Annotated in this window: 27 protein-coding genes; 8 read left to right on the top strand and 19 right to left on the bottom strand. The window is 57.0% G+C overall.

The window, feature by feature from the left end; translation table 11 throughout:
• Positions 1–13: 13 nt before the first annotated feature.
• The 4 genes from IMQ56_RS14410 to sad all read right to left on the bottom strand — a co-directional run bounded on the left by IMQ56_RS14410 (position 14) and on the right by sad (position 4,464).
• Complete coding sequence (locus IMQ56_RS14410; RefSeq protein WP_003857163.1) at positions 14–376, bottom strand: DUF4186 domain-containing protein; 363 nt, start codon at positions 374–376, stop codon at positions 14–16.
• The gene (gene glsB / locus IMQ56_RS14405) at positions 376–1,302 is read right to left on the bottom strand and encodes a glutaminase B (RefSeq protein WP_023303730.1); all 927 of its coding nucleotides are present in this window, start codon (positions 1,300–1,302) and stop codon (positions 376–378) included. The genes IMQ56_RS14410 and glsB overlap by 1 nt, the downstream gene beginning before the upstream one ends.
• Positions 1,303–1,364: 62 nt before the next feature.
• Positions 1,365–2,954, bottom strand: a complete 1,590-nt coding sequence (locus IMQ56_RS14400) for a methyl-accepting chemotaxis protein (protein ID WP_023296615.1) — start codon at positions 2,952–2,954, stop codon at positions 1,365–1,367.
• Positions 2,955–3,081: 127 nt separating this feature from the next.
• Positions 3,082–4,464 (bottom strand): succinate-semialdehyde dehydrogenase, encoded by a 1,383-nt coding sequence (sad, locus tag IMQ56_RS14395; protein ID WP_196063983.1) that lies wholly within the window; start codon positions 4,462–4,464, stop codon positions 3,082–3,084.
• A 99-nt stretch (positions 4,465–4,563) separates the two neighbouring features.
• On the opposite strand from sad, the gene IMQ56_RS14390 reads away from it, so the two are divergent.
• Positions 4,564–5,442: a LysR family transcriptional regulator gene (locus tag IMQ56_RS14390; protein WP_196063984.1), complete on the top strand. Its 879-nt coding sequence runs from the start codon at positions 4,564–4,566 to the stop codon at positions 5,440–5,442.
• On the opposite strand, the gene IMQ56_RS14385 is transcribed toward IMQ56_RS14390, so the two are convergent.
• Together IMQ56_RS14385 and IMQ56_RS14380 are read right to left on the bottom strand one after the other, a co-directional pair.
• Positions 5,439–6,251: a PhzF family phenazine biosynthesis protein gene (locus tag IMQ56_RS14385; RefSeq protein WP_196063985.1), complete on the bottom strand. Its 813-nt coding sequence runs from the start codon at positions 6,249–6,251 to the stop codon at positions 5,439–5,441. The two genes, IMQ56_RS14390 and IMQ56_RS14385, sit on opposite strands and share 4 nt — an antisense overlap.
• 22 nt (positions 6,252–6,273) lie before the next feature.
• Positions 6,274–7,062 carry a PhzF family phenazine biosynthesis protein gene (locus IMQ56_RS14380; protein ID WP_039270760.1) on the bottom strand — a complete coding sequence of 263 codons (789 nt, stop codon included), beginning with the start codon at positions 7,060–7,062 and terminating at the stop codon, positions 6,274–6,276.
• Between the two features lie 176 nt (positions 7,063–7,238).
• Here IMQ56_RS14380 and IMQ56_RS14375 point away from each other — a divergent pair, with 176 nt between their 5' ends.
• A complete protein-coding gene (locus tag IMQ56_RS14375; RefSeq protein WP_023296611.1) occupies positions 7,239–8,435 on the top strand; it encodes a sugar transporter in 1,197 nt (398 codons plus the stop codon).
• A gap of 237 nt (positions 8,436–8,672) precedes the next feature.
• On the opposite strand, the gene IMQ56_RS14370 is transcribed toward IMQ56_RS14375, so the two are convergent.
• A complete protein-coding gene (locus IMQ56_RS14370; protein ID WP_196063986.1) occupies positions 8,673–9,338 on the bottom strand; it encodes a MarC family NAAT transporter in 666 nt (221 codons plus the stop codon).
• A gap of 255 nt (positions 9,339–9,593) precedes the next feature.
• Between IMQ56_RS14370 and marR the strand changes: the two genes are divergently transcribed.
• The 3 genes from marR to marB are packed head-to-tail and all read left to right on the top strand — an operon-like array spanning position 9,594 to position 10,677.
• Positions 9,594–10,028, top strand: coding sequence for a multiple antibiotic resistance transcriptional regulator MarR (marR, locus tag IMQ56_RS14365; protein ID WP_017383983.1), 435 nt, complete (start codon positions 9,594–9,596; stop codon positions 10,026–10,028).
• 20 nt (positions 10,029–10,048) lie between these two features.
• A complete protein-coding gene (marA, locus tag IMQ56_RS14360; protein ID WP_001303241.1) occupies positions 10,049–10,429 on the top strand; it encodes an MDR efflux pump AcrAB transcriptional activator MarA in 381 nt (126 codons plus the stop codon).
• Between the two features lie 32 nt (positions 10,430–10,461).
• Entirely contained in the window at positions 10,462–10,677 is a 216-nt protein-coding gene (gene marB / locus IMQ56_RS14355; protein WP_015570538.1) for a multiple antibiotic resistance protein MarB, read from the top strand.
• A 38-nt stretch (positions 10,678–10,715) separates the two neighbouring features.
• Here marB and eamA read toward each other — a convergent pair whose 3' ends face one another.
• On the bottom strand, positions 10,716–11,615 hold the full coding sequence (eamA, locus tag IMQ56_RS14350) for an O-acetylserine/cysteine exporter (protein WP_023303725.1): 900 nt from the start codon (positions 11,613–11,615) through the stop codon (positions 10,716–10,718).
• A 193-nt stretch (positions 11,616–11,808) separates the two neighbouring features.
• On the opposite strand from eamA, the gene ydeE reads away from it, so the two are divergent.
• The gene (gene ydeE / locus IMQ56_RS14345) at positions 11,809–13,026 is read left to right on the top strand and encodes an efflux MFS transporter YdeE (RefSeq protein ID WP_196063987.1); all 1,218 of its coding nucleotides are present in this window, start codon (positions 11,809–11,811) and stop codon (positions 13,024–13,026) included.
• Positions 13,027–13,072: 46 nt separating this feature from the next.
• On the opposite strand, the gene zinT is transcribed toward ydeE, so the two are convergent.
• The 8 genes from zinT to IMQ56_RS14305 form a co-directional block, all read right to left on the bottom strand.
• Complete coding sequence (gene zinT, locus IMQ56_RS14340) at positions 13,073–13,711, bottom strand: metal-binding protein ZinT (RefSeq protein WP_017693437.1); 639 nt, start codon at positions 13,709–13,711, stop codon at positions 13,073–13,075.
• A 52-nt stretch (positions 13,712–13,763) separates the two neighbouring features.
• Positions 13,764–14,462: an urea ABC transporter ATP-binding subunit UrtE gene (gene urtE, locus IMQ56_RS14335; protein WP_032103021.1), complete on the bottom strand. Its 699-nt coding sequence runs from the start codon at positions 14,460–14,462 to the stop codon at positions 13,764–13,766.
• A 9-nt stretch (positions 14,463–14,471) separates the two neighbouring features.
• Positions 14,472–15,269, bottom strand: coding sequence for an urea ABC transporter ATP-binding protein UrtD (gene urtD, locus IMQ56_RS14330; RefSeq protein WP_015570541.1), 798 nt, complete (start codon positions 15,267–15,269; stop codon positions 14,472–14,474).
• Positions 15,269–16,342, bottom strand: coding sequence for an urea ABC transporter permease subunit UrtC (gene urtC / locus IMQ56_RS14325; protein ID WP_015570542.1), 1,074 nt, complete (start codon positions 16,340–16,342; stop codon positions 15,269–15,271). Before urtC ends, urtD begins: the two co-directional genes overlap by 1 nt.
• On the bottom strand, positions 16,342–17,916 hold the full coding sequence (gene urtB, locus IMQ56_RS14320) for an urea ABC transporter permease subunit UrtB (RefSeq protein WP_015570543.1): 1,575 nt from the start codon (positions 17,914–17,916) through the stop codon (positions 16,342–16,344). The genes urtC and urtB overlap by 1 nt, the downstream gene beginning before the upstream one ends.
• Before the next feature lie 22 nt (positions 17,917–17,938).
• Entirely contained in the window at positions 17,939–19,210 is a 1,272-nt protein-coding gene (gene urtA / locus IMQ56_RS14315) for an urea ABC transporter substrate-binding protein (protein WP_015570544.1), read from the bottom strand.
• 200 nt (positions 19,211–19,410) lie between these two features.
• Positions 19,411–20,514, bottom strand: coding sequence for a cobalamin-independent methionine synthase II family protein (locus IMQ56_RS14310; RefSeq protein WP_047062814.1), 1,104 nt, complete (start codon positions 20,512–20,514; stop codon positions 19,411–19,413).
• 156 nt (positions 20,515–20,670) lie between these two features.
• The gene (locus IMQ56_RS14305) at positions 20,671–21,081 is read right to left on the bottom strand and encodes a rhodanese-like domain-containing protein (protein ID WP_015570546.1); all 411 of its coding nucleotides are present in this window, start codon (positions 21,079–21,081) and stop codon (positions 20,671–20,673) included.
• Between the two features lie 73 nt (positions 21,082–21,154).
• On the opposite strand from IMQ56_RS14305, the gene ftrA reads away from it, so the two are divergent.
• Positions 21,155–22,153, top strand: coding sequence for a transcriptional regulator FtrA (gene ftrA, locus IMQ56_RS14300; protein ID WP_047062812.1), 999 nt, complete (start codon positions 21,155–21,157; stop codon positions 22,151–22,153).
• 148 nt (positions 22,154–22,301) lie between these two features.
• On the opposite strand, the gene IMQ56_RS14295 is transcribed toward ftrA, so the two are convergent.
• Complete coding sequence (locus IMQ56_RS14295) at positions 22,302–22,664, bottom strand: hypothetical protein (protein ID WP_015570547.1); 363 nt, start codon at positions 22,662–22,664, stop codon at positions 22,302–22,304.
• Positions 22,665–22,907: 243 nt separating this feature from the next.
• On the opposite strand from IMQ56_RS14295, the gene IMQ56_RS14290 reads away from it, so the two are divergent.
• Positions 22,908–23,141, top strand: a complete 234-nt coding sequence (locus IMQ56_RS14290) for a DUF2554 family protein (protein ID WP_047062810.1) — start codon at positions 22,908–22,910, stop codon at positions 23,139–23,141.
• Here the strand turns inward: IMQ56_RS14290 and IMQ56_RS14285 are convergent.
• Positions 23,138–25,102, bottom strand: coding sequence for a U32 family peptidase (locus IMQ56_RS14285; protein WP_015570549.1), 1,965 nt, complete (start codon positions 25,100–25,102; stop codon positions 23,138–23,140). The two genes, IMQ56_RS14290 and IMQ56_RS14285, sit on opposite strands and share 4 nt — an antisense overlap.
• A gap of 80 nt (positions 25,103–25,182) precedes the next feature.
• Positions 25,183–25,710 (bottom strand): XRE family transcriptional regulator, encoded by a 528-nt coding sequence (locus IMQ56_RS14280; RefSeq protein ID WP_015570550.1) that lies wholly within the window; start codon positions 25,708–25,710, stop codon positions 25,183–25,185.
• Position 25,711: the final 1 nt, after the last annotated feature.

Here is a 25,711-nt window from a genome sequence, read left to right as displayed (position 1 = left end):
AGACATTGTCAGTTCAGGAGGCACGATTTACCTCTATGACCAGCCAATGATGGATTACGTTGACGATATACTGTTGCTGCTGCGCACTCAGCGGCACGCCCTGCGGGATAGCGTGCCACTTAGCCAGACAGCCCCGACAGCAGGTTGCCGTGGCATGCTGGGCGATAAAAACCGGATGGCCGCGCATTGGCGTCTGCTTACCGTCATTCACCGGGTGTGCAGGCGCCAGCCGCGCGGCGACAAAATCAGCAGCATGCTTATCGATAGTCTCCGCGCCCTTATCCCAGCAGTATTGCCGCTCTTTCGTCCCTAAATGAAATCGTGAACGGAACGTGGAGCGAGCCAGGCGCGCGAACAGAGGATCTAACGTGGACATCAGTATACGGACCGTCCAAGGCGTTTGGTCAGCTGTTCCAGCGCCGCCACGCCCGCCAGTGAATTTCCGGTCTCGTCCAGTTCCGGGCTCCAGACGGCAATCGCCATCTCGTGAGGGACAATCGCCACGACCCCACCGCCAACGCCGGATTTAGCCGGCAGCCCCACGCGCCAGGCAAACTCCCCGGCATTCTGATACATCCCGCTGGTTGCCATTAAGGCGTTGATCTGCCGGGCCTGCATCGGGGAGACAACGTCCTCGCCCAGATGCGGGGCATGGCCCTGATGCGCCAGAAACAGAAAAGTCTGCGCCAGTTCGACGCAGTTCATCTTCAGCGCGCAGTAATGAAAATAGTTTTGCAGCACCGTGGCGACGTCATTATGAAAGTTGCCGAAGGACTTCATCAGCCAGGCAATGGCGGCGTTACGTGCAGAGTGTTCAAACTCAGAGCGCGCTACCACCGGATCGTAGGCGATGTCCTGCACGCCGGAAAGCTGCCGCACAATCTGGAGCATCCGCTGGCGCGGCGCGCTAAGCCGGCTTTGCAGCATATCGCACACCACCAGCGCCCCGGCGTTAATAAACGGGTTACGCGGCTTACCCTGTTCGATTTCCAGCTGGAGAAGGGAGTTGAACGGCTGACCGGACGGATCTTTGCCCACCCGCTGCCAGATCTCCTGCTCGTCATACTGGCGCATGGCGGCAACGAGGCTAAGCACTTTTGAGATCGACTGAATCGAAAAGCGCTCAAGCGCGTCTCCCGCCTGAAAACGCTGACCGTCGACAGTACAAATGGCGATACCGAGCTTATTACCGCTGACCGAAGCCAGCGCGGGAATGTAATCGGCAACCTTACCCTGCCCCAGTAACGGACGAACCTGCGCCAGAATCTCGTCCAGCATCTCATTATGGATGACCGCAGCCACACTTTGCTCCTTGCCCTCAGGCTAAAACGGGCTGCGAGTATAACAGAGGCTGATACGTCACGTCAGGCAGGGAGACGAAAACGCGAGACGGCCTGCAACAAAAGATCGGACTGCTGATGCAGGCGCTCAGAGGCATTTGACGCTTCGCTAACCAGCACATCTGTCCGACGCGATACCTGATTCAGCGCCTGAAGCTGACGGGTCATCTGATGAATGCTGTCCCCCTGATTCAGGGTGGCCAGCGAAATATCATTCAGCAGGCTGCTCAGATTCGCCACCAGCCCGGTGACCTGTTGCAAATTCTCTTCCAGACGGTTTACCACCTGAGAACCTTCTTCAATGCCCTGTAGCGAGTGGTTAATCAGCGCCTGGATGGTTTGCGTAGAGTGACTGCTTTTTCTGGCCAACAGCCCCACTTCCCGGGCAACCACCGCAAATCCGCGCCCCTGCTCTCCTGCATGGGCGGCTTCAATGGCAGCGTTGAGGGCGAGAATGTTGGTCTGAAACGCCACGCTGTCGATCATCGCGACGATCCCGCGCATCTCTGAGGATCGGTCGACGATCGTCTGCATCGAGCCATTCACCGCTGACATCATTTGCTCCCCACCAGCGGCAGCCTGTCGGGCTTCATCCGCGCGCGAGCGGGCGAGTTTTGCATAACCCGTGTTCCCCTCAACGTGGGTTTCGAGATCGGCGATGTGTGCGGTCACCTCCTCCAGCTCTTTGGCCTGTCGCGTAGACTGCTGATAAAGCTTCTGATTCCCCTGCGCAAGCGATCCGATATTTTCAACCATGGAGGTAGTGGCCTCGCTGACCTGGGTCACCAGTTGCTGGAGCCCGCGCTGCATGGCGGTAATACTGCCGCTGAGCTGGCTGATTTCACGGTTAAAGCGCACAACGTCAGGCGGCGTGCCTGACAAATCCCCTGCCGCAAGCTGGTTAATATGGATAATCAGACGGCGTAGCGGGGATATCACCCACTTCGCCATTCCGAACCAGACGGCTATGGCAATGGCCAGTAGCGCCAGCGGCGCAAACAGGAACAGCCGTTGCAGACCTGAGAGTTGTTCCATGAGCGACTGACGCCCCTGTATCGTCTGCTTCTCACTCCGTTGCTGATAGCGTGCGAAATTGTCATTAAAATCGGTCTGAAACGCCTGGGCGGGTACGGCGAAAAAGAGGTCGATGCTGTTGGTTTTCACCAGCCCCTCCGCCTGCTCTCGGATGGCGTCGAAAAACAGCTGATAGCTGTTAACCAACCCCTCGTCTTTCGGCGGATTAAGCGCGAGCCAGGCCTGCCATGCCTGCTGTGACGCAGCCAGGGATTTTTGCGCCTCGTCCATCAGGCTATGCCAGCTCCCTTCCGAGCCGGTCTCCTTGTCCTGCATAAAGTACACGCCGGAGCGGTTGAGCAGATCGCTGGCCGCCAGCAGAGAAATACGGGCCTGATCCAGCCTGCTCTGCTGCTGCCAGGCCAGCTGATTGCGCTGTTCGTTACGCTGGGCTTCATTCAGGGAGGCGGTCAGCAGGAAGGAGGAAGAGAGTTGCAGGGCGGAGAAAAGGCCAATAATACAAAAGATGCCGGTCAGCAGGCCAAACTGACGAGGGATAAAGCGCGGCGCAAGACGACTAAAAATTTGCGTTAGGTTCATAATTTTCTTCTGTAACAATACGTTAGACGCGAGCGAGTCTACGAAACGAAAATGACAGAACCATTACGCAAAAATGACAGGAAACGTGAATTGCCGGGTAGCGGCCTGGCCTTACCCGGCAACAAGACTAGACGCGATCCTTCCACACCGTCTGCACATTACAGAACTCATGCAGGCCGAAATGAGAAAGCTCTCGCCCGAAGCCGCTCTTCTTCACCCCTCCAAACGCGACGCGCGCATCGCTGGCGCTGTAGCCGTTGATAAAGATCCCGCCGCACTCCAGCTCGCGCGCAAAGGTTTCAGCCAGCGCATCGTTCTCGGTAAAGACCGTCGCCGATAAGCCAAAATCGCTGTCGTTAGCCAGCTGCAATGCGTGCGCCGCATCGTTCGCGATGGTAATTGCCGCCACCGGACCAAACAGCTCCTGACGAAAGGCCGTCATCTGTGGGGTGACGCCGCCGAGTACGGTTGGGGCATAATAGTTACCGGTCCCGGACATCTTCTCTCCGCCCAGCAGCAGGGTCGCCCCTTCCGCCAGCGTAGCCTGCACCTGCTGATGCAGTTCATCGCGAAGATCAAATCGCGCCATCGGGCCAATATAGTTATCTTCCTCATCCGGTGCGCCCATCTTCAGCGCCTTGACCGCGTCAACAAAGCGTTGGGTAAAGGCGTCCGCCACGCCCGCTTCCACAATAAAGCGTTTTGCCGCCGCGCAAACCTGCCCGGTATTCTGATAACGTCCGGCCACCGCCGCGTTGACGGCCAGATCCAGATCGGCATCGTTCAGAACGATAAACGGATCGGAACCGCCCAGCTCCAGCACGCATTTCTTCAGCGCCGCGCCCGCCTGCGCGCCAATCGCCCCACCAGCCCGAACGCTGCCGGTTACGGTCACCGCCGCGATACGACGATCGTTAATCGCCTGGCTGACGCCGTCATTCGTCGCGTTCACCCAGCCAAAGACCCCCTCCGGGAAACCGGCATCCGCGAATACCTTCCCGATCAGCTCCGCCGAGCCGAGCACATTAGGCGCATGTTTAAGCAGATAGCTGTTCCCTGCCAGCAGGATCGGCACCGCACCGCGCAGCACCTGCCAGAGCGGGAAGTTCCACGGCATCACCGCCAGAACGGGCCCAAGCGGACGGTACTCAATCACCGCATTTTCGACCTGGGTAGATTCCGGGTGCAGCATCGCCGGGCCGTGTTCAGCGTACCAGTCGCAAAGGCTGGCAGACTTAGCCACCTCCGCACGCGCCTGCATAATGGGCTTGCCCATCTCCCGGGAGATAGTCTGCGCCATCTCTTCCGCACGACTACGCAGCGCCGCACCCAGATCGCGAAGTTTTTGCGCCCGGTGCGCCACGCTTTCGCGTCGCCACTGACGAAAACCGGTATCCGCCTGCGCAATGGCACGCTCAACGTCATGGGACGTTGCCCACGGGTAAGCAGCCCGCGTTTCGCCGGTAGCCGGGTTGACAGAGTGGGCATGGGTAGCAGATGAATAGGTCATGATGTTCTCCACGTAATAACAGTTGATTGATTGTGGCCTACTCTGCTATTTCTTAAAAATGAATAATACTCACCACCTTATTCACAATACGAGAACGGTATGGACTTAACTCAGCTTGAGATGTTTAACGCCGTCGCACTGACCGGCAGCATTACCCAGGCGGCGCAGAAGGTACACCGGGTGCCGTCAAACCTCACCACCCGCATCCGAAAGCTAGAAGCGGATCTCGGCGTGGAGCTGTTTATTCGCGAGAATCAACGCCTGCGGCTTTCCCCCGCCGGGCACAATTTTTTGCGCTACAGCAAGCAGATCCTGGCGCTGGTTGACGAAGCGCGAATGGTCGTCGCCGGGGATGAACCGCAGGGATTATTCTCGCTCGGCGCGCTGGAAAGTACCGCCGCCGTACGCATTCCGGAAAGTCTGGCGCGGTTTAACCAGCGCTATCCGCGCATTCAGTTTGCGTTGTCTACCGGGCCCTCCGGCACGATGATTGACGGCGTGCTTGAGGGGACGCTCAGCGCCGCCTTTGTCGACGGGCCGCTCTCGCACCCGGAACTGGAAGGGATGCCGGTTTACCGGGAAGAGATGATGCTGGTCACCCCTGCGGGTCACGTAGAAGTATCAAAAGCCACGCAGGTGAGCGGCAGCGACGTGTATGCCTTTCGCGCCAACTGTTCTTACCGGCGTCATCTGGAGAGCTGGTTCCATGCCGACCGCGTAACGCCGGGAAGGATCCATGAGATGGAGTCCTATCACGGGATGCTCGCCTGTGTGATTGCCGGGGCAGGCATTGCGCTGATGCCCCGCTCCATGCTGGAGAGCATGCCGGGGCATCATCAGGTGGCGGCGTGGCCGCTGGCGGAAAACTGGCGCTGGCTCACCACCTGGCTGGTGTGGCGGCGCGGGGCGATGACTCGCCAGCTTGAGGCGTTTATAGGGCTGCTAAACGAACGTCAGCCACCAGCGCCCAGTTGTTAATGATGAACGTAGTCCTGGAGTCGAAGGAAAATTTTTCCCTTCATATACAGCGTGGCCTGCCCGCCAATCAGCACGCGGTCGCCTTTCAGCTCGCAGCGCAGATCCCCGCCGCGCAAGGAGACCTGGCGGGCCGACATCTGCGTTTTACCGAGCTTTTCGCTCCAGTACGGGATCAGCATGCTGTGAGCTGATCCCGTCACCGGATCTTCCGGCACCCCTTCCCCTGGGCAGAAGAAACGGCTGACGAAATCATACTCATCCCCCCGCGCCGTAACGCAGACCATTTTCCCCAGCGGGAGCATGGCCGCGATATCCGGCGTCAGCGCCTCCACCTGACGCTGGCTGTCGAGCACCACCATGTAGTCACGCCCCACACGCACCTCGTTTGCCGCGTTAATGCCCAGCGCGCTGAACAGCACTGCGGGTGGAGTATCGACAACCTCGGTTGACCACGCCGGGAAATTAAGCGTCAGCCAGTCGCCGCTGCGTTGTACCGTCAGTTCGCCGACAAAGCGCGTGGTGAAGGTGATTTCCGTATGCGGATAATCCAGGTATTCGAAAATAACGTGAGAAGCCGCGAGGGTTGCGTGGCCGCAGAGGTTAATTTCATCCTGCGTGGTAAACCAGCGCAGTTCAAACCCGTTATCCGTTCGGACAAAGAACGCCGTCTCTGACTGATTATGCTGCTTCGCCATCTTCAGCAGCGTCTCATCCGGCAGCCACGCTTCCAGCGGACACACCGCCGCCGCATTGCCGCCGAACGCCCTGTCGCTGAAGGCATCTACCAGATAAAAATCAATTTCCTGCATCGTTGGTTCCTCTTAGATTTGTTCAGCGCAGAAATACTGTGCCCTTCAGATACAGTGCCGCCTGCCCGCCCATCCGCACGCGGTCGCCCTTGAGTTCGCAGCGTACGTCGCCACCACGGGCAGAAACCTGGCGGGCAAACATCTGTGTTTTGCCAAGCCGTTCACTCCAGTACGGGATCAGCATGGTGTGCGCGGAGCCGGTGACAGGATCTTCCGGCACGGCCACGCCTGGCGAGAAGAAACGGCTGACAAAGTCGTATTCCCCCTCGTCCCGGGCAGTGACGGCCACTTTATGCTCGCCCGGCGTCATGGCGGAGAAACCCGGATTAAGGGCTTCAACCTGCTCGCGGCTTTCCAGTACCAGCACCCAGGCGCGGCCTTTTCGCGCCTCGACGTAGTGGCTGATACCGAGTGCGGTGAGCATCTCCGGTGGCGGCGTCTGTGCCTGCGTCGGGCAGGCCGGGAAGTCCAGCGTCATCCAGTCACCTTCACGACTGACGGTCAGGCGACCAGAGGCGGTGTCAAAATGAAGGCGTGAGTCCGGATAATCCAGTTCGTGAAACAGTACATACGCCGCGGCAAGCGTCGCGTGACCACAGAGATTAACCTCGGTGAGCGTGGTGAACCAGCGCAACTCGATCCCCCCTTTGGTACACACAAAAAACGCGGTTTCTGACTGGTTATGCTGTTGTGCCATTCGCAGTAACGTCTCATCCGGCAGCCACGCGTCGAGCGGGCACACCACCGCCGGGTTGCCGCCAAAGGAGGACGCGCTGAACGCATCTACCAGATAAAAATCAATCTCCTGCATCGTGTTACCGCCTGTTTTTGTTGTGTTGTTCTTTATCTTCGATGAAAACAACCCCGTTCGCTACCGCTGCATGAAGGTAAATTTTGTGATTCACATCACATAACGGTTGAGTTTTCGCCGTTTAAGGCTTTAAGATCGTCTCCTCATCTTTCAGGCAACGAATCCCAGATATCCCTATGACAACACACACGGTTTCCCGCAGAGTCGCGTGGCTACGCGTGGTCACGCTCGCCATCGCCGCGTTTATTTTCAACACCACGGAATTTGTTCCGGTTGGGCTGTTGTCCGACATCGCCGCCAGCTTCCATATGGAAACGGCACAGGTTGGCATTATGTTGACCATCTATGCATGGGTGGTGGCGCTGATGTCGCTGCCGTTTATGCTGCTGACCAGCCAGATGGAACGCCGTAAGCTGCTGATTGGGCTGTTTGTGGTGTTCATTGCCAGCCATGTGCTGTCATTTATGGCATGGAACTTTACCGTACTGGTCATCAGCCGCGTTGGCATCGCGTTTGCCCATGCCGTTTTCTGGTCGATCACCGCGTCCCTCGCCATTCGTCTGGCTCCGGCGGGAAAACGCGCCCAGGCGCTGAGCCTGATTGCCACCGGTACGGCGCTGGCGATGGTGTTAGGCCTGCCGATCGGGCGCATTGTGGGACAATACTTCGGCTGGCGCACCACCTTCTTTGCCATCGGCATGGGGGCGCTGATCACCCTGGTGTGTCTGATCAAACTGCTGCCAAAACTGCCCAGCGAACACTCCGGCTCGCTGAAAAGTCTGCCGCTGCTGATGCGTCGACCGGCGCTGATGAGCATCTATCTGCTGACCGTGATTGTGGTGACCGCCCATTACACGGCCTACAGCTATATTGAGCCGTTTGTTCAGGTTGTGGCGGGCTTTAGCGCTAACTTTGCCACCGTTCTGCTGCTGATCCTGGGCGGCGCGGGGATTATCGGCAGCATCCTGTTCGGGAAGCTGGGCAATAAGCACGCGTCTGCGCTGGTAAGCAGTGCGATTGGTCTGCTGCTGGCATGCCTGCTGTTACTGATGCCTGCGGCAGGCAGCGAGAGTCATCTGGCGATCCTCAGTCTGTTCTGGGGCGTGGCAATCATGATTATTGGTCTGGGAATGCAGGTCAAAGTGCTGGCGCTGGCCCCGGACGCCACGGACGTAGCGATGTCGCTCTTCTCCGGGATTTTTAATCTGGGGATTGGAGCCGGTGCGCTGGTGGGAAATCAGATCAGCCTGCATGTATCGATGTCGGCCATTGGTTATCTCGGGGCGATTCCGGCGCTGATCGCGCTGATCTGGTCGGTGCTTATCTTCCGTAAATGGCCGGTCGCGATGGAAGAACAGTCCAGCCACGGTTGACGTTTGTTATGCCGGGTGGCGGCTTCGCCTTACCCGGCCTACGAAGCATTAATATCCGTGTTCTTCATCACCGCCAAGATAACGGAATCTTTCATCTGTCATTTTGGTCTGACAATCATAGATACCCATTCTCGTTGCCAGAGGAGTGGTTGCAGAAGACGCATCGCTTTATATTCATAAGAATTATATCCATTGCGAGTAGGCCGGGTAAGGCGAAGCCGCCACCCGGCAACGTTCTCAATGATACGTCTTAACAATCTCCAGCACGCCGTTAATAATAAACTGCACGCCCATACAGACCAGCAGAAAACCCATCAGTCGGGAGATAGCTTCAATCCCCCCCTTACCCACCCAGCGCATAATCGCCCCGGAGCTGCGCAATGACCCCCAGACGATAATAGCGATAAGCGCAAAAATGATCGGCGGCGCAACGGTGATAACCCAGTGCGGAAATGTCGACCCATCACGCACCGTTGAGGCGGAACTGATGATCATCGCAATCGTCCCCGGCCCCGCCGTGCTCGGCATGGCTAACGGCACAAACGCGATGTTGGCGCTCGGTTCGCTTTCAAGCTCTTCCGATTTGCTTTTGGCTTCCGGGGATTCGTGCGCTTTATGCGCCGGGAACAGCATCCGGAAACCAATAAAGGCCACAATCAGCCCGCCAGCAATACGCAGACCGGGAATCGAAATACCAAAGGTATTCATCACCAGTTGCCCGGCGTAATAAGCCACCATCATTATGGCAAAGACATGGACAGAGGCCATCATCGACTGCTGATTGCGCTCTGCGCTGTTCATGTTCCCCGCCAGCCCCAGAAAAAGCGCCACCGTCGTTAACGGGTTCGCCAGCGGCAGCAACACCACCAGTCCAAGCCCCACTGCTTTAATCAAATCCAACATAATGCACCGCAGTCCTTATCCTTATTCAACATCGCAATTATAGGGGCAAATCCTCGTCCGGAGCCATCCGACAGCGTAACCATAATTGTCTCGCGTAATTCATAACCCCAGATTATCTGTATGATTTAAAAGCGTACAGAATAAGTTCCTGAAGCGTTTTAGCATTTCGTGGCATCGGCCGATTCATTCAGTTGACTTATACTTGCCTGAGCAATAATATCTGCCGTGACTAAACTACTTGCCAGGGCAACCATTGTGAAAAGCACCAGTGACCTCTTTAACGACATAATTCCACTGGGTCGTCTTATTCATATGGTTAACCAGAAAAAAGATCGCCTGCTCAATGACTATCTGTCACCGCTGGATATCACCGCAACACAGTTCAAAGTGCTGTGTTCCATTCGCTGCGAAGTGTGTATCACGCCGGTTGAGCTGAAAAAGGTGCTCTCTGTCGATCTGGGTGCGTTAACCCGCATGCTGGATCGTCTCGTCTGTAAAGGATGGATAGAACGAAGCCCTAACCCGAATGACAAACGTGGCGTACTGGTGAAACTGACCAGCGATGGCGCGGCCATGTGTGAGCAATGTCATCAATTAGTAGGACAAACACTGCACCAGGAACTGACAAAAAACTTATCGGCAGATGAAGTGGCAACGCTTGAGCTCTTACTCAAGAAAATCCTGCCGTAAACAGAAAAAGAGGTATGACGATGTCCAGACGCAATACTGACGCTATCACCATTCATAGCATTTTGGACTGGATCGAAGATAACCTGGAATCTCCACTCTCTCTTGAGAAAGTGTCTGAGCGTTCAGGTTACTCAAAATGGCACCTGCAACGGATGTTTAAAAAAGAGACCGGCCATTCATTAGGACAATATATTCGCAGCCGCAAGCTGACGGAGATTGCCCAAAAACTGAAAGAAAGCAATGAGCCGATCCTCTATCTGGCGGAACGCTACGGATTTGAATCGCAACAGACCCTGACGCGTACGTTCAAGAACTACTTTGACGTGCCGCCTCATAAGTACCGTATTACCAGTATGCCGGGTGAATCCCGTTATCTGTATCCGCTAAAACATTGCAGTTAATCATCGCCTGTTAAGACGTAACCGAGGAAATCATGAAATTTATCGCCTCCGCCGCCCTCACCTTGCTGGTGCTGGTTTCCGGCCAGAGCTTCGCGGAGCAAACCCCCAATGCGGGGCAGCAAAATAATCGTGACACCATGATTATGCCGTCCACGCAAAACCAGTCGCCCTGGGACTTCAATCACATGGGCGCTGGCAGCGACAAATCCGACGAATTAGGCGTGCCGTATTACAACCACGACCTGTAATTCGTTTTTGCCCCGCTCATGCGGGGCTTTTTTCTGCCTTAACCCCGCACCTGCGTTGCCCGACGCACCCGCAAGCCAAAGACGTTGATATACAGCCCGGCCATAATCAGCCCTGCGCCACACAGTTGCAGCGCGCTGAGCGTTTCATCCAGCAACAGTGCGGCGCTGGCAAGCCCGACCACCGGTACCAGCAGCGATAACGGCGCCACACGCCAGGTTTCATAGCGTCCGAGCAGCGATCCCCAGATACCATAGCCAATGATTGAGGCGACTAACGCCAGGTAGATCAGCGACAAAATGGTCGTCAGGTCGATCTCCACCAGGCTTTTCAACATCGCCTGCGGACCATCCAGAATAAACGACGCGGCCATAAACGGCACGATTGGGATCAATGCGCTCCAGACCACCAGCGATAAGACCGGCGGACGCGTCTCGTGCTGCATTATCAGTTTGTTAAAGATATTGCCGCACGCCCAGCTCAGCCCCGCCGCCAGGGTGAGCATAAAGCCCAGCAGCGCGACATGCTGACCGTTGAGGCTGCCTTCAATCAGCACCAGCACGCCAAAGACCGCAAGGCTAATGCCCGCCAGCTGCTTGCCCTGCAAGCGTTCGCCGAAGACAAATGCGCCGAGAATGATGGTAAAGAACGCCTGCACCTGAAGCACCAGCGAAGCCAGGCCCGCAGGCATACCGAATTTGATGGCGCAAAAAAGAAACGCAAACTGACCAAAGCTGATGGTAAGGCCGTAGCCCAGCAGCAGCTTAAGGGGAATTTTCGGGCGGGCAACGAACAGCAGCGCCGGGAAGGCCACCAGCAGGAAGCGCAGCCCCGCCAGCATCAGTGGAGGCATGTTGTGCAACCCCATTTTGATGACCACAAAATTGAGTCCCCACACCACGACAACCAGCAACGCTAACAGCCCGTCTTTCCGCGTCATTTTCCGCCCCTGAATTATTAAAATTTTGTAAACACTTCAAGGTAACAGAAAAAATAGCCCCGCGAGAAGATCATTAATTCTGGTACTGGAGAGAAGCACCTGCGGATAAATTGGGTGCTATACAAGCTGCCGATCCCATGATAATCCTGTAATAACACAACAAAAAAAGCATAAGCATTTGTCGGGCAGGAAAATGAAACCATCAATCAGGCGCTCAACCGCAGCGCTGCTGGCATCGTCATTGTTATTAACAATTGGCCGCGGGGCAACGCTGCCCTTTATGACCATATATCTCACACGCGTGTACGATATGAGCGTGGAGAATATTGGCTATGCCCTTACCGTGGCGTTGACCATCGGCGTGGTGTTTAGCCTGGGGTTTGGCATCCTGGCGGATAAGTTCGACAAAAAACGCTATATGCTGATCGCCATCGTGGCCTTTATCGCCGGGTTTGTGGCGATTCCGCTGGTGAATAACGTGACGCTGGTGGTGCTGTTCTTTGCCCTGATTAACTGCGCCTATTCCGTCTTCTCAACGGTGCTGAAAGCATGGTTTGCCGACGTGCTGACCTCCAGCGAAAAGGCGCGCGTTTTCTCACTCAACTACAGTTTCCTGAACATTGGCTGGACGATCGGGCCGCCGATCGGCACCCTGCTGGTGATGTACAGCCTGCAACTGCCGTTCTGGCTGGCCGCCTTCTGCGCCGCACTGCCGCTCGGGTTTATCCATTTCTTTGTGCAGAAAAGCATAGCCTCAGACAGCCCTGAGGAGAAAATGCCGTGGCAGCCCTCGGTGCTGCTGAAAGACCGGGCGCTGTTCTGGTACACGCTCTCCGGCCTGCTGGCGTCGTATGTGGGTGGATCGTTCGCCACCTGCATTTCCCAGTATGTCCTCGCCGCACATGCGGACAGTGATTTCGCAGAAAAGGTGGTGGCCGTTGTGCTGCCCGTCAACGCGGCGGTGGTCGTCACCCTGCAATACGCGCTTGGACGTAAGATCACCGCCAGCAATATCCGTCCGCTAATGACCGCCGCGACGCTTTTTTTCATCCTCGGGCTGGGCGGGTTTATGCTTTCCGGCGAGAACCTGATTTACTGGGGGCTCGCGGCGGCGATTTTCACCCTGGGTGAAATTATTTATGCACCGGGTGAATACATGCTGATCGACAATATCGCCCCGCCGGGCATGAAGGCGAGCTATTTCTCCGCCCAGGCGCTGGGCTGGCTCGGCGCGGCGGCGAACCCGATGATCACCGGGCTCATCCTGACCCATCTACCGCACTGGTCATTATTTATCATTATGATGGCCGCCATCATTGCGGCCTGGCTGATGATATTGCGCGGGATGCGCGTGAAAAGTGAAGATAGCGTGTCGGGTGGCGCTGCGCTTACCCGACCGACAAAACCCTAATCGTAAGCCGGGTAAGGCGAAGCCGTCACCCGGCAAAACCAACACCCTAGTGGTGCAACATCTCCTCCACCACCTGCTCTTTGTACATCTCATTCGGGTAGTAGGTCGGCCAGTTATCCATCTCTTTCAGCAGCGCCTCGTGGGAGGTGTTGCCCATAAAGATATGGAAGTGTGAAGAGGCTTTCGGCCCGATGATATGGTCGCTGAACTGCACAAACTTAGGCGCCTGGCTCGCGTTATCCTTGCATTCAAACAGGTAGCGCACGCCTTTTTTCCCCGACGCATAGGTCAGAATTTTGTAGCCGCTGTAGTCGTAGCGGCAGCTGCTCACCGTTTTGCCTCGGTGGAATTCCATCACGTTGTTTTCAATGCCGATGGCGTCCACGTCCGTCGCGTACCCCTTACGGTAGTAGGCCTTCACCTCGGCAGCGGATTTTTCTCCCTTCTGCGCTTTCTTTTCGAAAACCGGATCCAGCGAACCATCAAGCAGGAACGGATAAACGGACTGCCAGGTCCCGTCCCAGTCAGACAGCTTCCTGTCCCTGACGTCTTTATCCTCAAAGACGCCGTTTGCCGCCTTCTGTTCCGCCTCTGTCATCTGATGACCGTGCGAATGGGCAAAAAGCGAGCCGCTTACCAGCAGCGTTCCCAGAGTCAGCGCAATTTTTGCAAGTTGTGCAGCCACAGCAAAATCCTCATTCCGTTTTATAAGAATGAGGATGTTATATTATAACATTTCAGATCGCAACCAGCCCGCGAACGCCCTCCTGCTCCATGTTCTCCCCGCGCCCCTGCTGGACGATGCTGCCGCGCGACATCACCAGATAGCTGTCGGCCAGCTCTGCCGCAAAATCATAAAACTGCTCCACCAGCAGGATGGCCATATCCCCCCGGTTCGCCAGGCTGCGGATCACCTGCCCAATCTCTTTAATCACCGACGGCTGAATACCTTCCGTGGGTTCATCCAGAATCAGTAACCGTGGACGGCTCGCCAGCGCGCGACCTATCGCCAGCTGCTGCTGCTGACCACCGGAAAGATCGCCTCCGCGTCGGTGCTTCATCTCCTTCAGCACCGGGAAAAGCTGCCAAATCTCCTCTGGTACGCTCCTTGCGTTTCCCGCGGAGAAGCGTGACAGCCCCATCAGCAGGTTTTCTTCTACGGTCAGACGCGGAAAAATCTCCCGCCCCTGCGGAACATAGGCCACGCCGGACTGCACCCGCTGGTGCGGTTTACTGTGAGTGATGCTCTTTCCCTGCCAGACCACCTCCCCGCCTTTCACCGGGATCAGCCCCATCAGGCACCTCAGCAGCGTGGTTTTGCCCACCCCGTTGCGCCCCAGCAGGCAGGTAACTTCCCCGACGACCGCCTCAAAGCTCACCCCGCGCAGAATATGACTTCCGCCGTAGTACTGATTCAGTTCGCTAACCTGTAACATCACCTCTCCTTAACGTCCCAGATAGACGTCAATTACCTGTTCATTGGCCTGTACCTCGCGAAGCGAACCTTCCGCCAGTACCCGCCCCTGATGCAGCACCGTGACGTGGTCGGCGATGGTCTCGACGAAACCCATATCGTGCTCAACCACCATCAGCGAATGCTTGCCTGCCAGGGTGCGGAACAGCTCGGCAGTGTATTCCGTCTCTGCGTCGGTCATACCGGCGGCGGGTTCGTCCAGCAGTAACAGGTGCGGGTCCTGCACCAGCAGCATGCCGATCTCCAGAAACTGCTTCTGTCCGTGGGAAAGCAGTCCGGCACGGCGATCGCGCTCGCTGCCAAGCCGCAGCAAAACCAGCATCTCATCAATGCGGTCGCGCTGCTCGCCGCTGAGCGTGGCCCGCAGGCTCGCCCAGACGGACCTGTCGGCTTTCATGGCGATTTCGAGGTTTTCCCCTACGGTCAGCGCTTCAAACACGGTCGGCTTCTGGAACTTACGGCCAATGCCCTGACGGGCGATGGCCGCCGGTTCCAGGGCAGTCAGATCGATGGACTGATCGTAAATAGCTTTCCCGCTTTTTGGCCGGGTTTTGCCGGTAATCACGTCCATCAGCGTGGTTTTACCGGCGCCATTAGGGCCAATGATGCAGCGCAATTCTCCGACGCCGATGTTCAGCGAGAGATCGGTCAACGCCTGAAAACCGTCGAAACTGACGTTAATGGCCTCGAGCTGCAACACCGGATCGGTCTGCTCGCGGTAACGGTCGCCCGGTAGCTGGCGGGTAAATAGTCCTTCAGAGGGCTGCATTAATTCTCTCCCTTACGAAACAGACCGAACACGCCGCGCGGTAAAAACAGCGTCACGGCGATGAAAATCAGCCCCAGAAACAGCTGCCAGTACTCCGGCATCGCCACGGTGAAAAAGCTCTTCGCACCGTTGACCAGCGCCGCGCCAATCACCGGGCCCACCAGAGTGCCGCGTCCACCCAGCGCTACCCAGATGGCCGCTTCAATCGAGTTGGTCGGCGACATTTCACCCGGGTTGATAATGCCCACCTGCGGAACGTACAGCGCTCCCGCCAGGCCACACAGCACGGCGGAAAGTGTCCAGACCAGCAGCTTGAAACCGCGCGGATCGTAGCCGCAGAACGTGAGACGGTTTTCCGCATCGCGCACCGCCGTTAAAATGCGGCCAAATTTACTCTTCGCCAGCGCGTAGCCTGTGCCCAGGGCCAGAAGCAGCAGCACGACCGTTGCGAGAAACAGCGCGATCCGCGTGGTGGTCGCCGTGACGGAAAACCCGAGCAGCGTGGTAAAGCCGGTAAAGCCGTTATTGCCGCCAAAGCCGGTTTCATTGCGAAAGAACAGCAGCATGCCCGCGTAGGTCAGCGCCTGGGTCATGATGGAGAAATAGACCCCTTTGATCTTCGAGCGAAAAGCAAACCAGCCGAAGACCAGCGCCAGCAGGCCGGGGATCGTCACAATTAACACCAGAGCCCATGCAAAATGCTGCGTTCCCCACCAGAACCAGGGCAGCTCGCTCCACGAGAGAAACGACATAAACGCGGGCAGCCCGTCCCCGGCCGCCTGGCGCATCAGGTACATGCCCATCGCATAGCCGCCCAGAGCGAAGAATATGCCGTGCCCCAGTGAGAGCATACCGGCATAGCCCCAGACCAGATCGAGGGCCACGGCGACAACTGCGTAGCAGAGGATCTTGCCGATGAGCGTCAACATCCACGTAGAAACGGCCAGCGGATGCGTTGCGGGCAACAGCGCGAGAAAAGGCAGCACCAGCAGCGCCGCAACCAGCAGACTGCCGAAGATTTGCGTGGAGCGCGGTGCCCTGCGCGCCAGTGTTAAGGTCAATGGCTGGCTCATCAGTCTGTCACCCTCCCTTTAAGTGCGAATAACCCCTGCGGACGTTTCTGAATAAACAGAATGATCGCCACCAGAATCAGGATTTTGCCCAGCACGGCGCCCATCTGCGGTTCAAGAATTTTATTGAAGATCCCCAGACCAAAGGCCGCCGCGACGCTACCGGCCAGCTGGCCGACGCCGCCGAGCACCACCACCAGGAACGAATCAATGATGTATCCCTGGCCCAGCTCCGGTCCCACGTTCCCCAGTTGGGACAATGCCACGCCGCCCAGCCCGGCAATGCCGGACCCGAGGCCAAACGCCAGCATATCTACCCGTCCGGTGGGGACGCCGCAGCAGGCCGCCATGCTGCGGTTTTGCGTCACCGCCCGCACGTTCAGCCCCAGACGCGTTTTATTCAGAATGAGCCAGGTGAAGAACAGCACCATCAGCACAAACCCGAGCACCACAATGCGGTTCCACGGTAGCGTCAGGTTGGCGAAAACCTGCACCCCGCCGGACAGCCAGGCCGGGTTTGCGACCTCAAGGTTCTGGGCGCCAAAGGTCATGCGCACCAGCTGGATAAGCATCAGGCTGATCCCCCAGGTGGCGAGCAGGGTTTCCAGCGGGCGGCCATACAGATGGCGGATCACCGTGCGCTCCAGCACCATCCCGATACCTGCCGTCAGGCAAAACGCCACCGGCAGCGCCACCACCGGATAAAGCGCCAGCCACTGAGGCATCCACTGCGCCATAACCTGCTGCACCATCCAGGTGGCATACGCCCCGAGCATCAGCATTTCGCCGTGGGCCATGTTAATCACCCCCAGCAGACCATAGGTGATAGCCAGCCCGAGCGCGGCCAGCAAGAGTACCGATCCCAACGACAAGCCCATGAAGGCCTGCCCCAGCAGTTCGCCCCACATCAGCCGGTGCTGAATACGGTCCAGGCTCTCAGCGGCGGCGGCACGTACACGTGCGTCCGGCTCGGTTTGCGCCCGGGTGAACGGCGTCAGCGTGGCCTGAACGTCCGGATCGTCAGACTGTCCCAACAGTTCAACCGCGTTGAGGCGCGTTTCCGCCTGCGGACTCGCCAGCTGAAGATTTGCCAGCGCCAGCCTCAGCGACTGTCGGGTGACGTCATCCGTTTCGCGGTTAGCCCGCTGTTGCAGAAACCCGAGCATATCCGGCTGGGCGTCACGCTGAAGTTGCCGCGCGGCATGACGCCTTTCGGTGACACTGTCACTGACAAGCTGATGCGTCGCCAGCGCCGTGACGGTTAACACGCGCAGCCGGTTGGTCAGCCGCACGGCTTTGGTCGTTCCTTCGGCGCTCTTTGCCGCGCCCAGGGCAACCATTTCGCCGTCGATGCGGGTAAAAGCCTTCTTCTGGCTGTCGGTGTAGAGGTTCTCCTGTTGCAGCGCTTTAAGCAGCGGCAAACGTGCAGGTTCCGGCGTGGCTGCCCAGCGGGTCAGCATGGCGGTCTGCTGGCTGCGGCTAGCGGCAACGAAATCATCGGCATCCGATGCCTGCACCATCCCTGGCAGCAGTCCGGTAAGCCACACAATCGCAATAATTATGCGCATGGCGTTCATGACGTCTCTCCCTGGTGGTGGCTTAGTTGCTGGCGGTTTTCATCGGCTGGTCAGGTTTTTTGTCATTCCCGGCGATAAACGGGCTCCACGGCTGAGCGCGTACCGGCTGTTCGGTTTGCCAGACGACATTGAACTGGCCGTTGCCTTCGATTTCACCAATCATGACGGGCTTATGCAGGTGGTGGTTGGTGGCATCCATGGTCAGCGTAAAGCCGGACGGCGCGTTGAACGACTGGCCCGCCATTGCCGCGCGCACTTTGTCCACGTCGGTTGTCCCCGCTTTTTCAACCGCCTGCGCCCACATATGCAGGCCGACATAGGTCGCTTCCATCGGATCGTTGGTGACGACGGTATCGGCATTCGGCAGCTTATGGGCTTTCGCGTAGGCTTTGTAGGCCGCGACAAAGGTCTGGTTGGTCGGGTTATCGACGGATTCAAAGTAGTTCCACGCCGCCAGGTTACCCACCAGCGGTTTGGTATCAATGCCGCGCAGTTCCTCCTCGCCCACCGAGAACGCCACCACCGGCACGTCCGTGGCTTTCAGCCCCTGGTTCGCCAGCTCTTTATAGAAAGGCACGTTGGAATCACCGTTGATGGTGGAGACCACTGCCGTTTTACCGCCCGCGGAGAATTTCTTGATACTGGCGACGATGGTCTGGTAATCGCTATGACCAAACGGGGTGTAGACCTCTTCAATATCTTTATCTTCCACGCCTTTCGAGTGCAGGAAGGCGCGCAGGATCTTGTTCGTGGTGCGCGGGTAAACGTAGTCCGTTCCCAGCAGGAAGAAGCGTTTCGCGCTGCCGCCGTCCTCGCTCATCAGGTACTCCACCGCCGGGATCGCCTGCTGGTTAGGCGCCGCGCCGGTATAGAAGACGTTTGGTGACATCTCTTCACCTTCATACTGCACCGGATAGAACAGCAAACCGTTCAGCTCCTCAAAAACCGGCAGAACTGATTTACGCGATACGGAGGTCCAGCAGCCAAACACCACGGCGACCTTATCCTGGCTCAGAAGCTGGCGGGCCTTTTCGGCAAACAGCGGCCAGTTGGATGCCGGGTCAACCACCACCGGCTCCAGCTTTTTCCCGAGCACGCCGCCTTTGGCGTTGATTTCGTCGATGGTCATCAGGGCGACATCTTTCAGGGGCGTTTCTGAAATGGCCATCGTGCCGGAGAGTGAGTGCATGATCCCGACTTTAATGGTCTCTGCGGCCTGGACGCCAAAACTGACCCCCATGGCGACCACGGAGGCGGATAAGGCGAACGCTTTTATAAAGGTACGACGGTGCATATTTTCACTCCTGAAAAAGAAAGCTGTGCGAAGACGTCCGTTACCGCCCGGACGCAGAAAAAGTAACGTCAGTTTCAGGAGAGCAAAAAGGGTGCCAGGTTGCAGAGGCAGGATTTAAACGGGTTCGAAGAGAGGACCTACGGGAAACGACTCAGAATGGTACAGCGCTGCACTGTAATAATGCAGCGCTGTGAACGATGTTACCAGACGTCGCTGGCGATTTGCGTCACCAGGCGAACTTTATCCCACTGCTGGGCTTCGCTCAGGCTGTTACCCTCTTCCGTGGAGGCAAATCCGCACTGTGGGCTGAGGCAAATCTGCTCTTTCGCCACGTAGCGCGCGGCCTCTTCCAGACGCGCTTTCACTCCTTCCGGGTTCTCCAGTTCACCGCGCTTGGTGGTGATTAGCCCCAGAACCACCTGCTGTTTACCCGGGCGCACAAAACGCAGTGGCGCAAAGTCGCCGCTACGGTCGTTGTCGTACTCCAGGAAGAACGCGTCGACGTTCACCGTACCGAACAGCACCTCCGCCACCGGCTCATAGCCGCCTTCGGAAATCCAGGTTGAGCGGAAGTTGCCGCGGCAAACGTGTAGCCCAATGGTCAGATCGTCCGGTTTGCCCTCCAGCGCCTTATTCAGCACCCGGGCATAGGTTCGGGCAAGTTCGTCTGCATCATCACCGCGCTCGCGGATCTGCCGGCGCTGGTCTTCTGAACAAAGGTAGGCCCAGACGGTATCATCCAGTTGCAGATAGCGGCAGCCTGCATCGTAAAAGGCCCGAATGGCATCGCGCCAGGTGGTCGCCAGATCGTCAAAGTAATCTTTCAGATCCGGGTATACCGTGGCATCAATATCCTTGCGGCCACCGCGGAAGTGCAGCACGCTCGGGCTCGGAATGGTCATCTTCGGCTGTGCGTTACCGCTGATGCTTTTGAGGTAGCGGAAATCTTCCAGCATAGGATGATCGCCGAAGCCCAGTTTGCCCGTTACGCGCACGCCATGGGCTTTGGTCTGCACCCCGTTGAACTGAATGCCCTGCTGCGAATCATAACGCTCTACGCCCTGTAGCCCGTCAAAGAAGTCAAAGTGCCACCAGGCGCGGCGGAATTCACCGTCCGTTACCACATGCAGACCGCAGGCGCACTGCTGCTCGACAACATGGCGAATGGCCTCGTCCTCAACAGCGCGAAGCTGACCGGCATCGATCTCACCGCTGGCGAATTGCAGACGGGCCTGTTTAACAGAATCCGGGCGTAAAAAACTGCCGACTACATCGGCGCGGTACGGGGCGTGGTGTCGCTGCATGGAAATCTCCTCTGTCTGTCGGCGTTAATTGCCCACAGTGATAATTCATCTCTTGAATCTTTAGACTTCTGGATGTCTAAACGTCCTGAAAAGATGTCATACCGGCTCGCCGCCGACAAACGAGAAAATTTCATCTGTGTTGAAATAAATTCATGTTCACAGGGCGGGTGATGAAGATCCTGCAAACGCGAACCGCTCATCTTCCCAGCCGGTCATGCCTCCGAGCATAACCTTGACCGGCAGACCCAGACGCGCCAGCTTCAGCGCCGCCCTGTCCGCCCCGTTGCAGTGCGGGCCTGCACAATAGACGACAAACAGCGTGCCCTCTGGCCACGCTTTCATCCGCTCGGCGGTGATCTGGCTCCAGGGTAAATGCAGCGCGCCGGGCAGATGCCGCCGGGCAAAATGTTCAGGTTTTCCGACAACGTGCAGCAGAACAAAGTCCTGCTCACCGCTGGATACCGCGTGATGGACATCGGCGCAGTCCGTCTCGACGCTCAGACGACGCAGAAAATGCCCCACGGCTTCCTGCGGCTCAGCAGCCGGAAATTCAGTAACATAGCTCATGAATCTTCCTCATTTGTGGTGTTTGTGTTAACACTACTCTATCCCTTACTTCAGCCCATGAATGCGTCCGCCTATGCCAGAAAACAGCAAAAAGATGACAAACTTAAGACATCCCTCGCCGCGCGCGGTCGTGCTGGCATATGACGGTTTATGTACCTTTGAGTTTGGCGTGGCGGTAGAAATCTTTGGCTTGCCGCGCCCGGAGATGGGCGATGACTGGTATCAGTTCGCCGTGGCGAGCGTGGATGACGGCGAGCTCCGGGCAACGGGCGGGATCCGTATTCTGGCCGATGGCGATCTGCGTCTGCTGGAAACGGCGGATCTGGTTGTCGTACCCGGCTGGCGAGGGCTGGATGACCCCGTACCCGAAGCGCTCTGCCAGGCGCTCCGCGCGGCGCATGCCCGCGGCTGTCAGCTACTCTCGATCTGTTCTGGCGTTTTCGTTCTGGCAGCCTCAGGCCTGCTTGACGGGCGGAAGGCAACCACCCACTGGCGCTACACGCAAGCTCTGAAAGCACGCTATCCCGCTATCACCGTGGTTGAGGATGTGCTGTACCAGGACGAAGGCGATATTCTCACTTCCGCAGGCAGCGCCGCGGGGATTGATCTGTGCCTGCACGTGGTGCGCCGGAATTACGGTATTGAAGCGGCAAACCGCGTGGCGCGTCGGCTGGTGATCCCGCCCCATCGGGACGGCTCGCAAACCCAGCAGCTTAGCCGACCGGTGGCTCAGTTGCGGGAGAGCCAGCGCCTGGGCCAGCTGTTTGATTATCTTCACCAGCATCTGGCCGTTTCCCATACCGTCGAATCGCTGGCCCTGCGGGTGGGTATGAGTCAGCGCACCTTTCTGCGCCGTTTCCAGGACGCGACCGGAACAACGCCCGCGCGCTGGTTATTAACTGCGCGATTGCAGCGGGCAAAAGATTATCTCGAAAACAGTCGGCTCAGCATCGACAATATTGCGGAACAAACCGGATTTGGACAAAGCGGCACGCTGCGCCACCATTTCCGGCAGCAATTTGCGCTTTCGCCCGCGCAATATCGCAAACAATTTTCACAGCCGGTACGATAAACGGGCAAAAAAAAACCGCCATAATCTGGCGGTAAATGCTTGCATGGATAGATTTGTATTTTGGTATCTACGCTCCGGTATTCCATACCGGGATGTGGATCATCTGCAATCTACCACTGTGAGCCTCAACGAAGCATAAACGAATCGATTAACCCGCTTTGGTATTAATTTGCAGATAACGCATCAGCCCCTGCTCTGCACTCTGGCGGGCATCATCATTAATCGCTTCGAGATAAAACGCACGAGAGACCCCATACGGCGCCTGCTCGGATGGATAAACGGCGAACTGGAAGGTTTTGCCCCTCGCCTTATTGGTACAGCCCAGCTCCCAGCGATCTTCACTTACCTGGGTGCTATTACATTCGACACGTCCGTAATCGCTGGTTAAATACGATCCGACACGGCTTTTTGCTGACTGAATATATTCTGGTTCTTCATTTGAATAGATGCTGGCCGCAGCACCCACCGCAACCACTACGCCCAGAAGTGATAGCACGATTATTTTTTTCATTTATTCGATCCAATCCTTAGCCAGAAAAATCTTATTGTAAATGATTTCCCAATAAATCTAGCTGCTCTTTGCATACCAGAAATGGGAGTTTACAACGGCGATATTGCTTTTAAGAATAGTCTTAAGTGGGTTTTATTGCGACCACAATTTTTGACAGTCTATTTTCTCAAATTTAAACAGTCGAATAATTACTCTATGAAATTATCCCTACGATGACCGTAGCGTATTTTCAGGGGATAAAGGATGTTCAGAAAAGAATTTTCGCTACTGCTGGTGATTAGCGCCCTGTTCTCAGGGCAGATTATGGCGGAGCACAAAGGGCATGAATTTGTGTATGTGAAAAACGCCGACCATCAGCTTCGTCATGAAGCTGACAGCGACGAGTTACGCAGCGCGGCTGAGGAGTCTGCGGAGGGGTTGCGCGAGCACTATGCCTGGCAGAAATCGCGCAAACCGGATACCCACTCTGCGGGTTAGCTGCCTTTACGCTTCGGCAGGGTCTTCATCAAATCGTCAGGGCTGACGGAGGCCACAATGCTTCCCGGCGGCGGCATTTTGAAGATGTGATTCTTCATCTTGCCGATAACGTGCATTTCACACGGACGGCAGTCAAACTTCAGCGTCAGCACTTCATCGCCATTCACCAGCTGCATCGGCGTCGCTTTCCAGCTTTTAATATTGCCTTTCGCCTGTTTCGGACAAAGGTTAAAGGCAAACCGCAGGCAGTGTTTGGTGATCATCACCGGCACATCGCCCTTCTCTTCATGCGCTTCATACGCGGCGTCAATCAGCTGCACGCCGTGACGATGGTAAAACGCACGCGCTTTGTGGTTGTAAACGTTCGCGAGGAACGAGAGATGCGTGTCCGGGTAGACCGGCGCAGGCACCGTTTCGGCCTTACGGCTGCCGCGCGGATAGTTTGCCAGCCGTGCTTCATCCAGCATCTCTGCCGTTTCACGGCGGAACTGGTTCAGCAGGCTGTTCGGCACGAACAGCGCGTCCGGCAGATTCACCTCAATATTGCGCGCGTAATAAATGGTCTGCCCCAGCTTCGCCACGCCATCCTTGAGGTTGCTAAGCGCTTTCTCCGCATTGTTCGCCACCTCGAACAGGCCGTCGAGCGTATGCGTCACGCTGATACCGTCTTCGCAGGTCATGGTCAGGATCAGCTGCTCTTCCCAGCCCCCCAGCGCGATATCCACCGCAATGCGGCGCTCGCTGGAGGTCTTGAGCAAGGCCTGCTGCCAGTTGTGATCCAGGTTACGGTTAAGCGCCGCATTAGGACGGGCTTTGTAGAGATCGGCAGGCATTTCGTTCGGCCAGACGCGATAGCGATTTTCGCCGGTTTTCTCCACCGTATTGGCGCGGAAACCCACTACTTCACGTTTGATCATCACGTTGAGACCATCGCCGTTCGCCAGCGGCTCTGTAACCTGAACGTCAAGATGATCTTTCGCCACTTTCAGCACTTCACCCACCGGCAGGCCGATAAACTTCGGTGAATCGAACGCGCCAATATCCCCTTTACGGGCATTCACGAAATAGTCCGTGCTGCCGCGGTGGAAGGTCTTGTCCGTCGACGGAATAAAGAAATGCTCTGTACGACCGGCGGACGCGCGCGCCAGGTCACCGCGATCGTCGATGATGGCATCCAGCATCTGACGATAATGGGCGGTGATATTTTTCACGTAGCTCATGTCCTTGTAGCGCCCTTCAATTTTGAAGGAGCGTACACCGGCATCGATCAGCGCGCCGAGGTTGGCCGTCTGATCGTTATCTTTCATCGACAGCAGGTGTTTTTCGAATGCCACCACGCGGCCCTGATCGTCTTTCAGGGTATACGGCAGACGGCAGGCCTGAGAGCAGTCGCCCCGGTTAGCGCTGCGCCCCGTCTGGGCGTGAGAGATATTACACTGCCCGGAATACGCCACACACAGCGCACCGTGGATAAAGAATTCAATGGTCGCGTCGGTCGCCTGGTGGATATCGCGGATCTGGTTCAGGTTCAGCTCGCGCGCCAGAACAATCTGCGTAAACCCGACGTCCGAAAGAAACTTCGCCTTCTCAACGGTGCGGATATCGCACTGGGTGCTGGCGTGCAGCTCAATCGGCGGGATATCCAGTTCCAGAACGCCCATATCCTGAACGATCAGGGCGTCAACGCCGGTCTGGTAGAGATCGGTAATAAGACGCTGCGCGGGCTCAAGCTCATCATCATGAAGAATGGTGTTCAGGGTCACGAACACCTTCGCCCCGAAACGGTGGGCGAACGGGACCAGCTCGGCAATGTCGCGCAGGCTGTTGCTGGCGTTATGACGGGCACCGAAGCCAGGGCCGCCAATGTAGACGGCATCTGCTCCGTGAAGAATGGCTTCACGGGCAATGGCGGCGTCGCGGGCCGGGCTTAGCAGTTCAAGATGATGGGAGTGCAGGCGCATACTTCGTCGTTATCCGTTATGGTCAAAATGGCGGCTATTGTAGTCAGAAGTCTGTGCCAGTGAAACCGTTTTGCGACGCTTTAGCGGGGATAATGGATCAGAGAGTGAAAATGCACCGTCCGGGCGCTGCTGTTGCGGTACGCGTGCGGTTTATCGCCGGCAAAACGCACGCCGGAATCAGCGTATAGCGTGCGCCAGACACCGTCAATCTGCATGTCCAGCTCACCGCTTATCACCACCACGTGCTCGATCACCCCGGCTTCGTGCGGCGTGGACTCACTCAGTGCGCCGGGCGACAGGGTGATGGAGAAATGGTCGAACTTAAGCTGTTCATCCCAGGGGAAAAGCGGTTTCACCACCATCGCCTGCTGCTGCGGATCGAACACCGCCTGCGGTTCGCTTTCTGGAGTGATAAACGCCGAAAAAGGTACGTTCAGCCCGGTGGCGATTTTCCACAAGGTAGAGACCGTCGGGCTGGACTCATTGCGTTCGATTTGCCCAAGCATCGCTTTCGACACGCCCGTCTCTTCCGCCAGTTTCGACAGGCTCCAGCCCCGCGCCTGACGCAGCGCTTTCAGTGTGGTTGCCAGGTGTTGAGTGATATCCATA

Source organism: Enterobacter sp. Res13-Sevr-PEC09-46 (assembly GCF_015672585.1).
Classification (GTDB): domain Bacteria; phylum Pseudomonadota; class Gammaproteobacteria; order Enterobacterales; family Enterobacteriaceae; genus Enterobacter; species Enterobacter hormaechei_C.
This window is presented reverse-complemented; position numbering and strand designations above follow the sequence as displayed.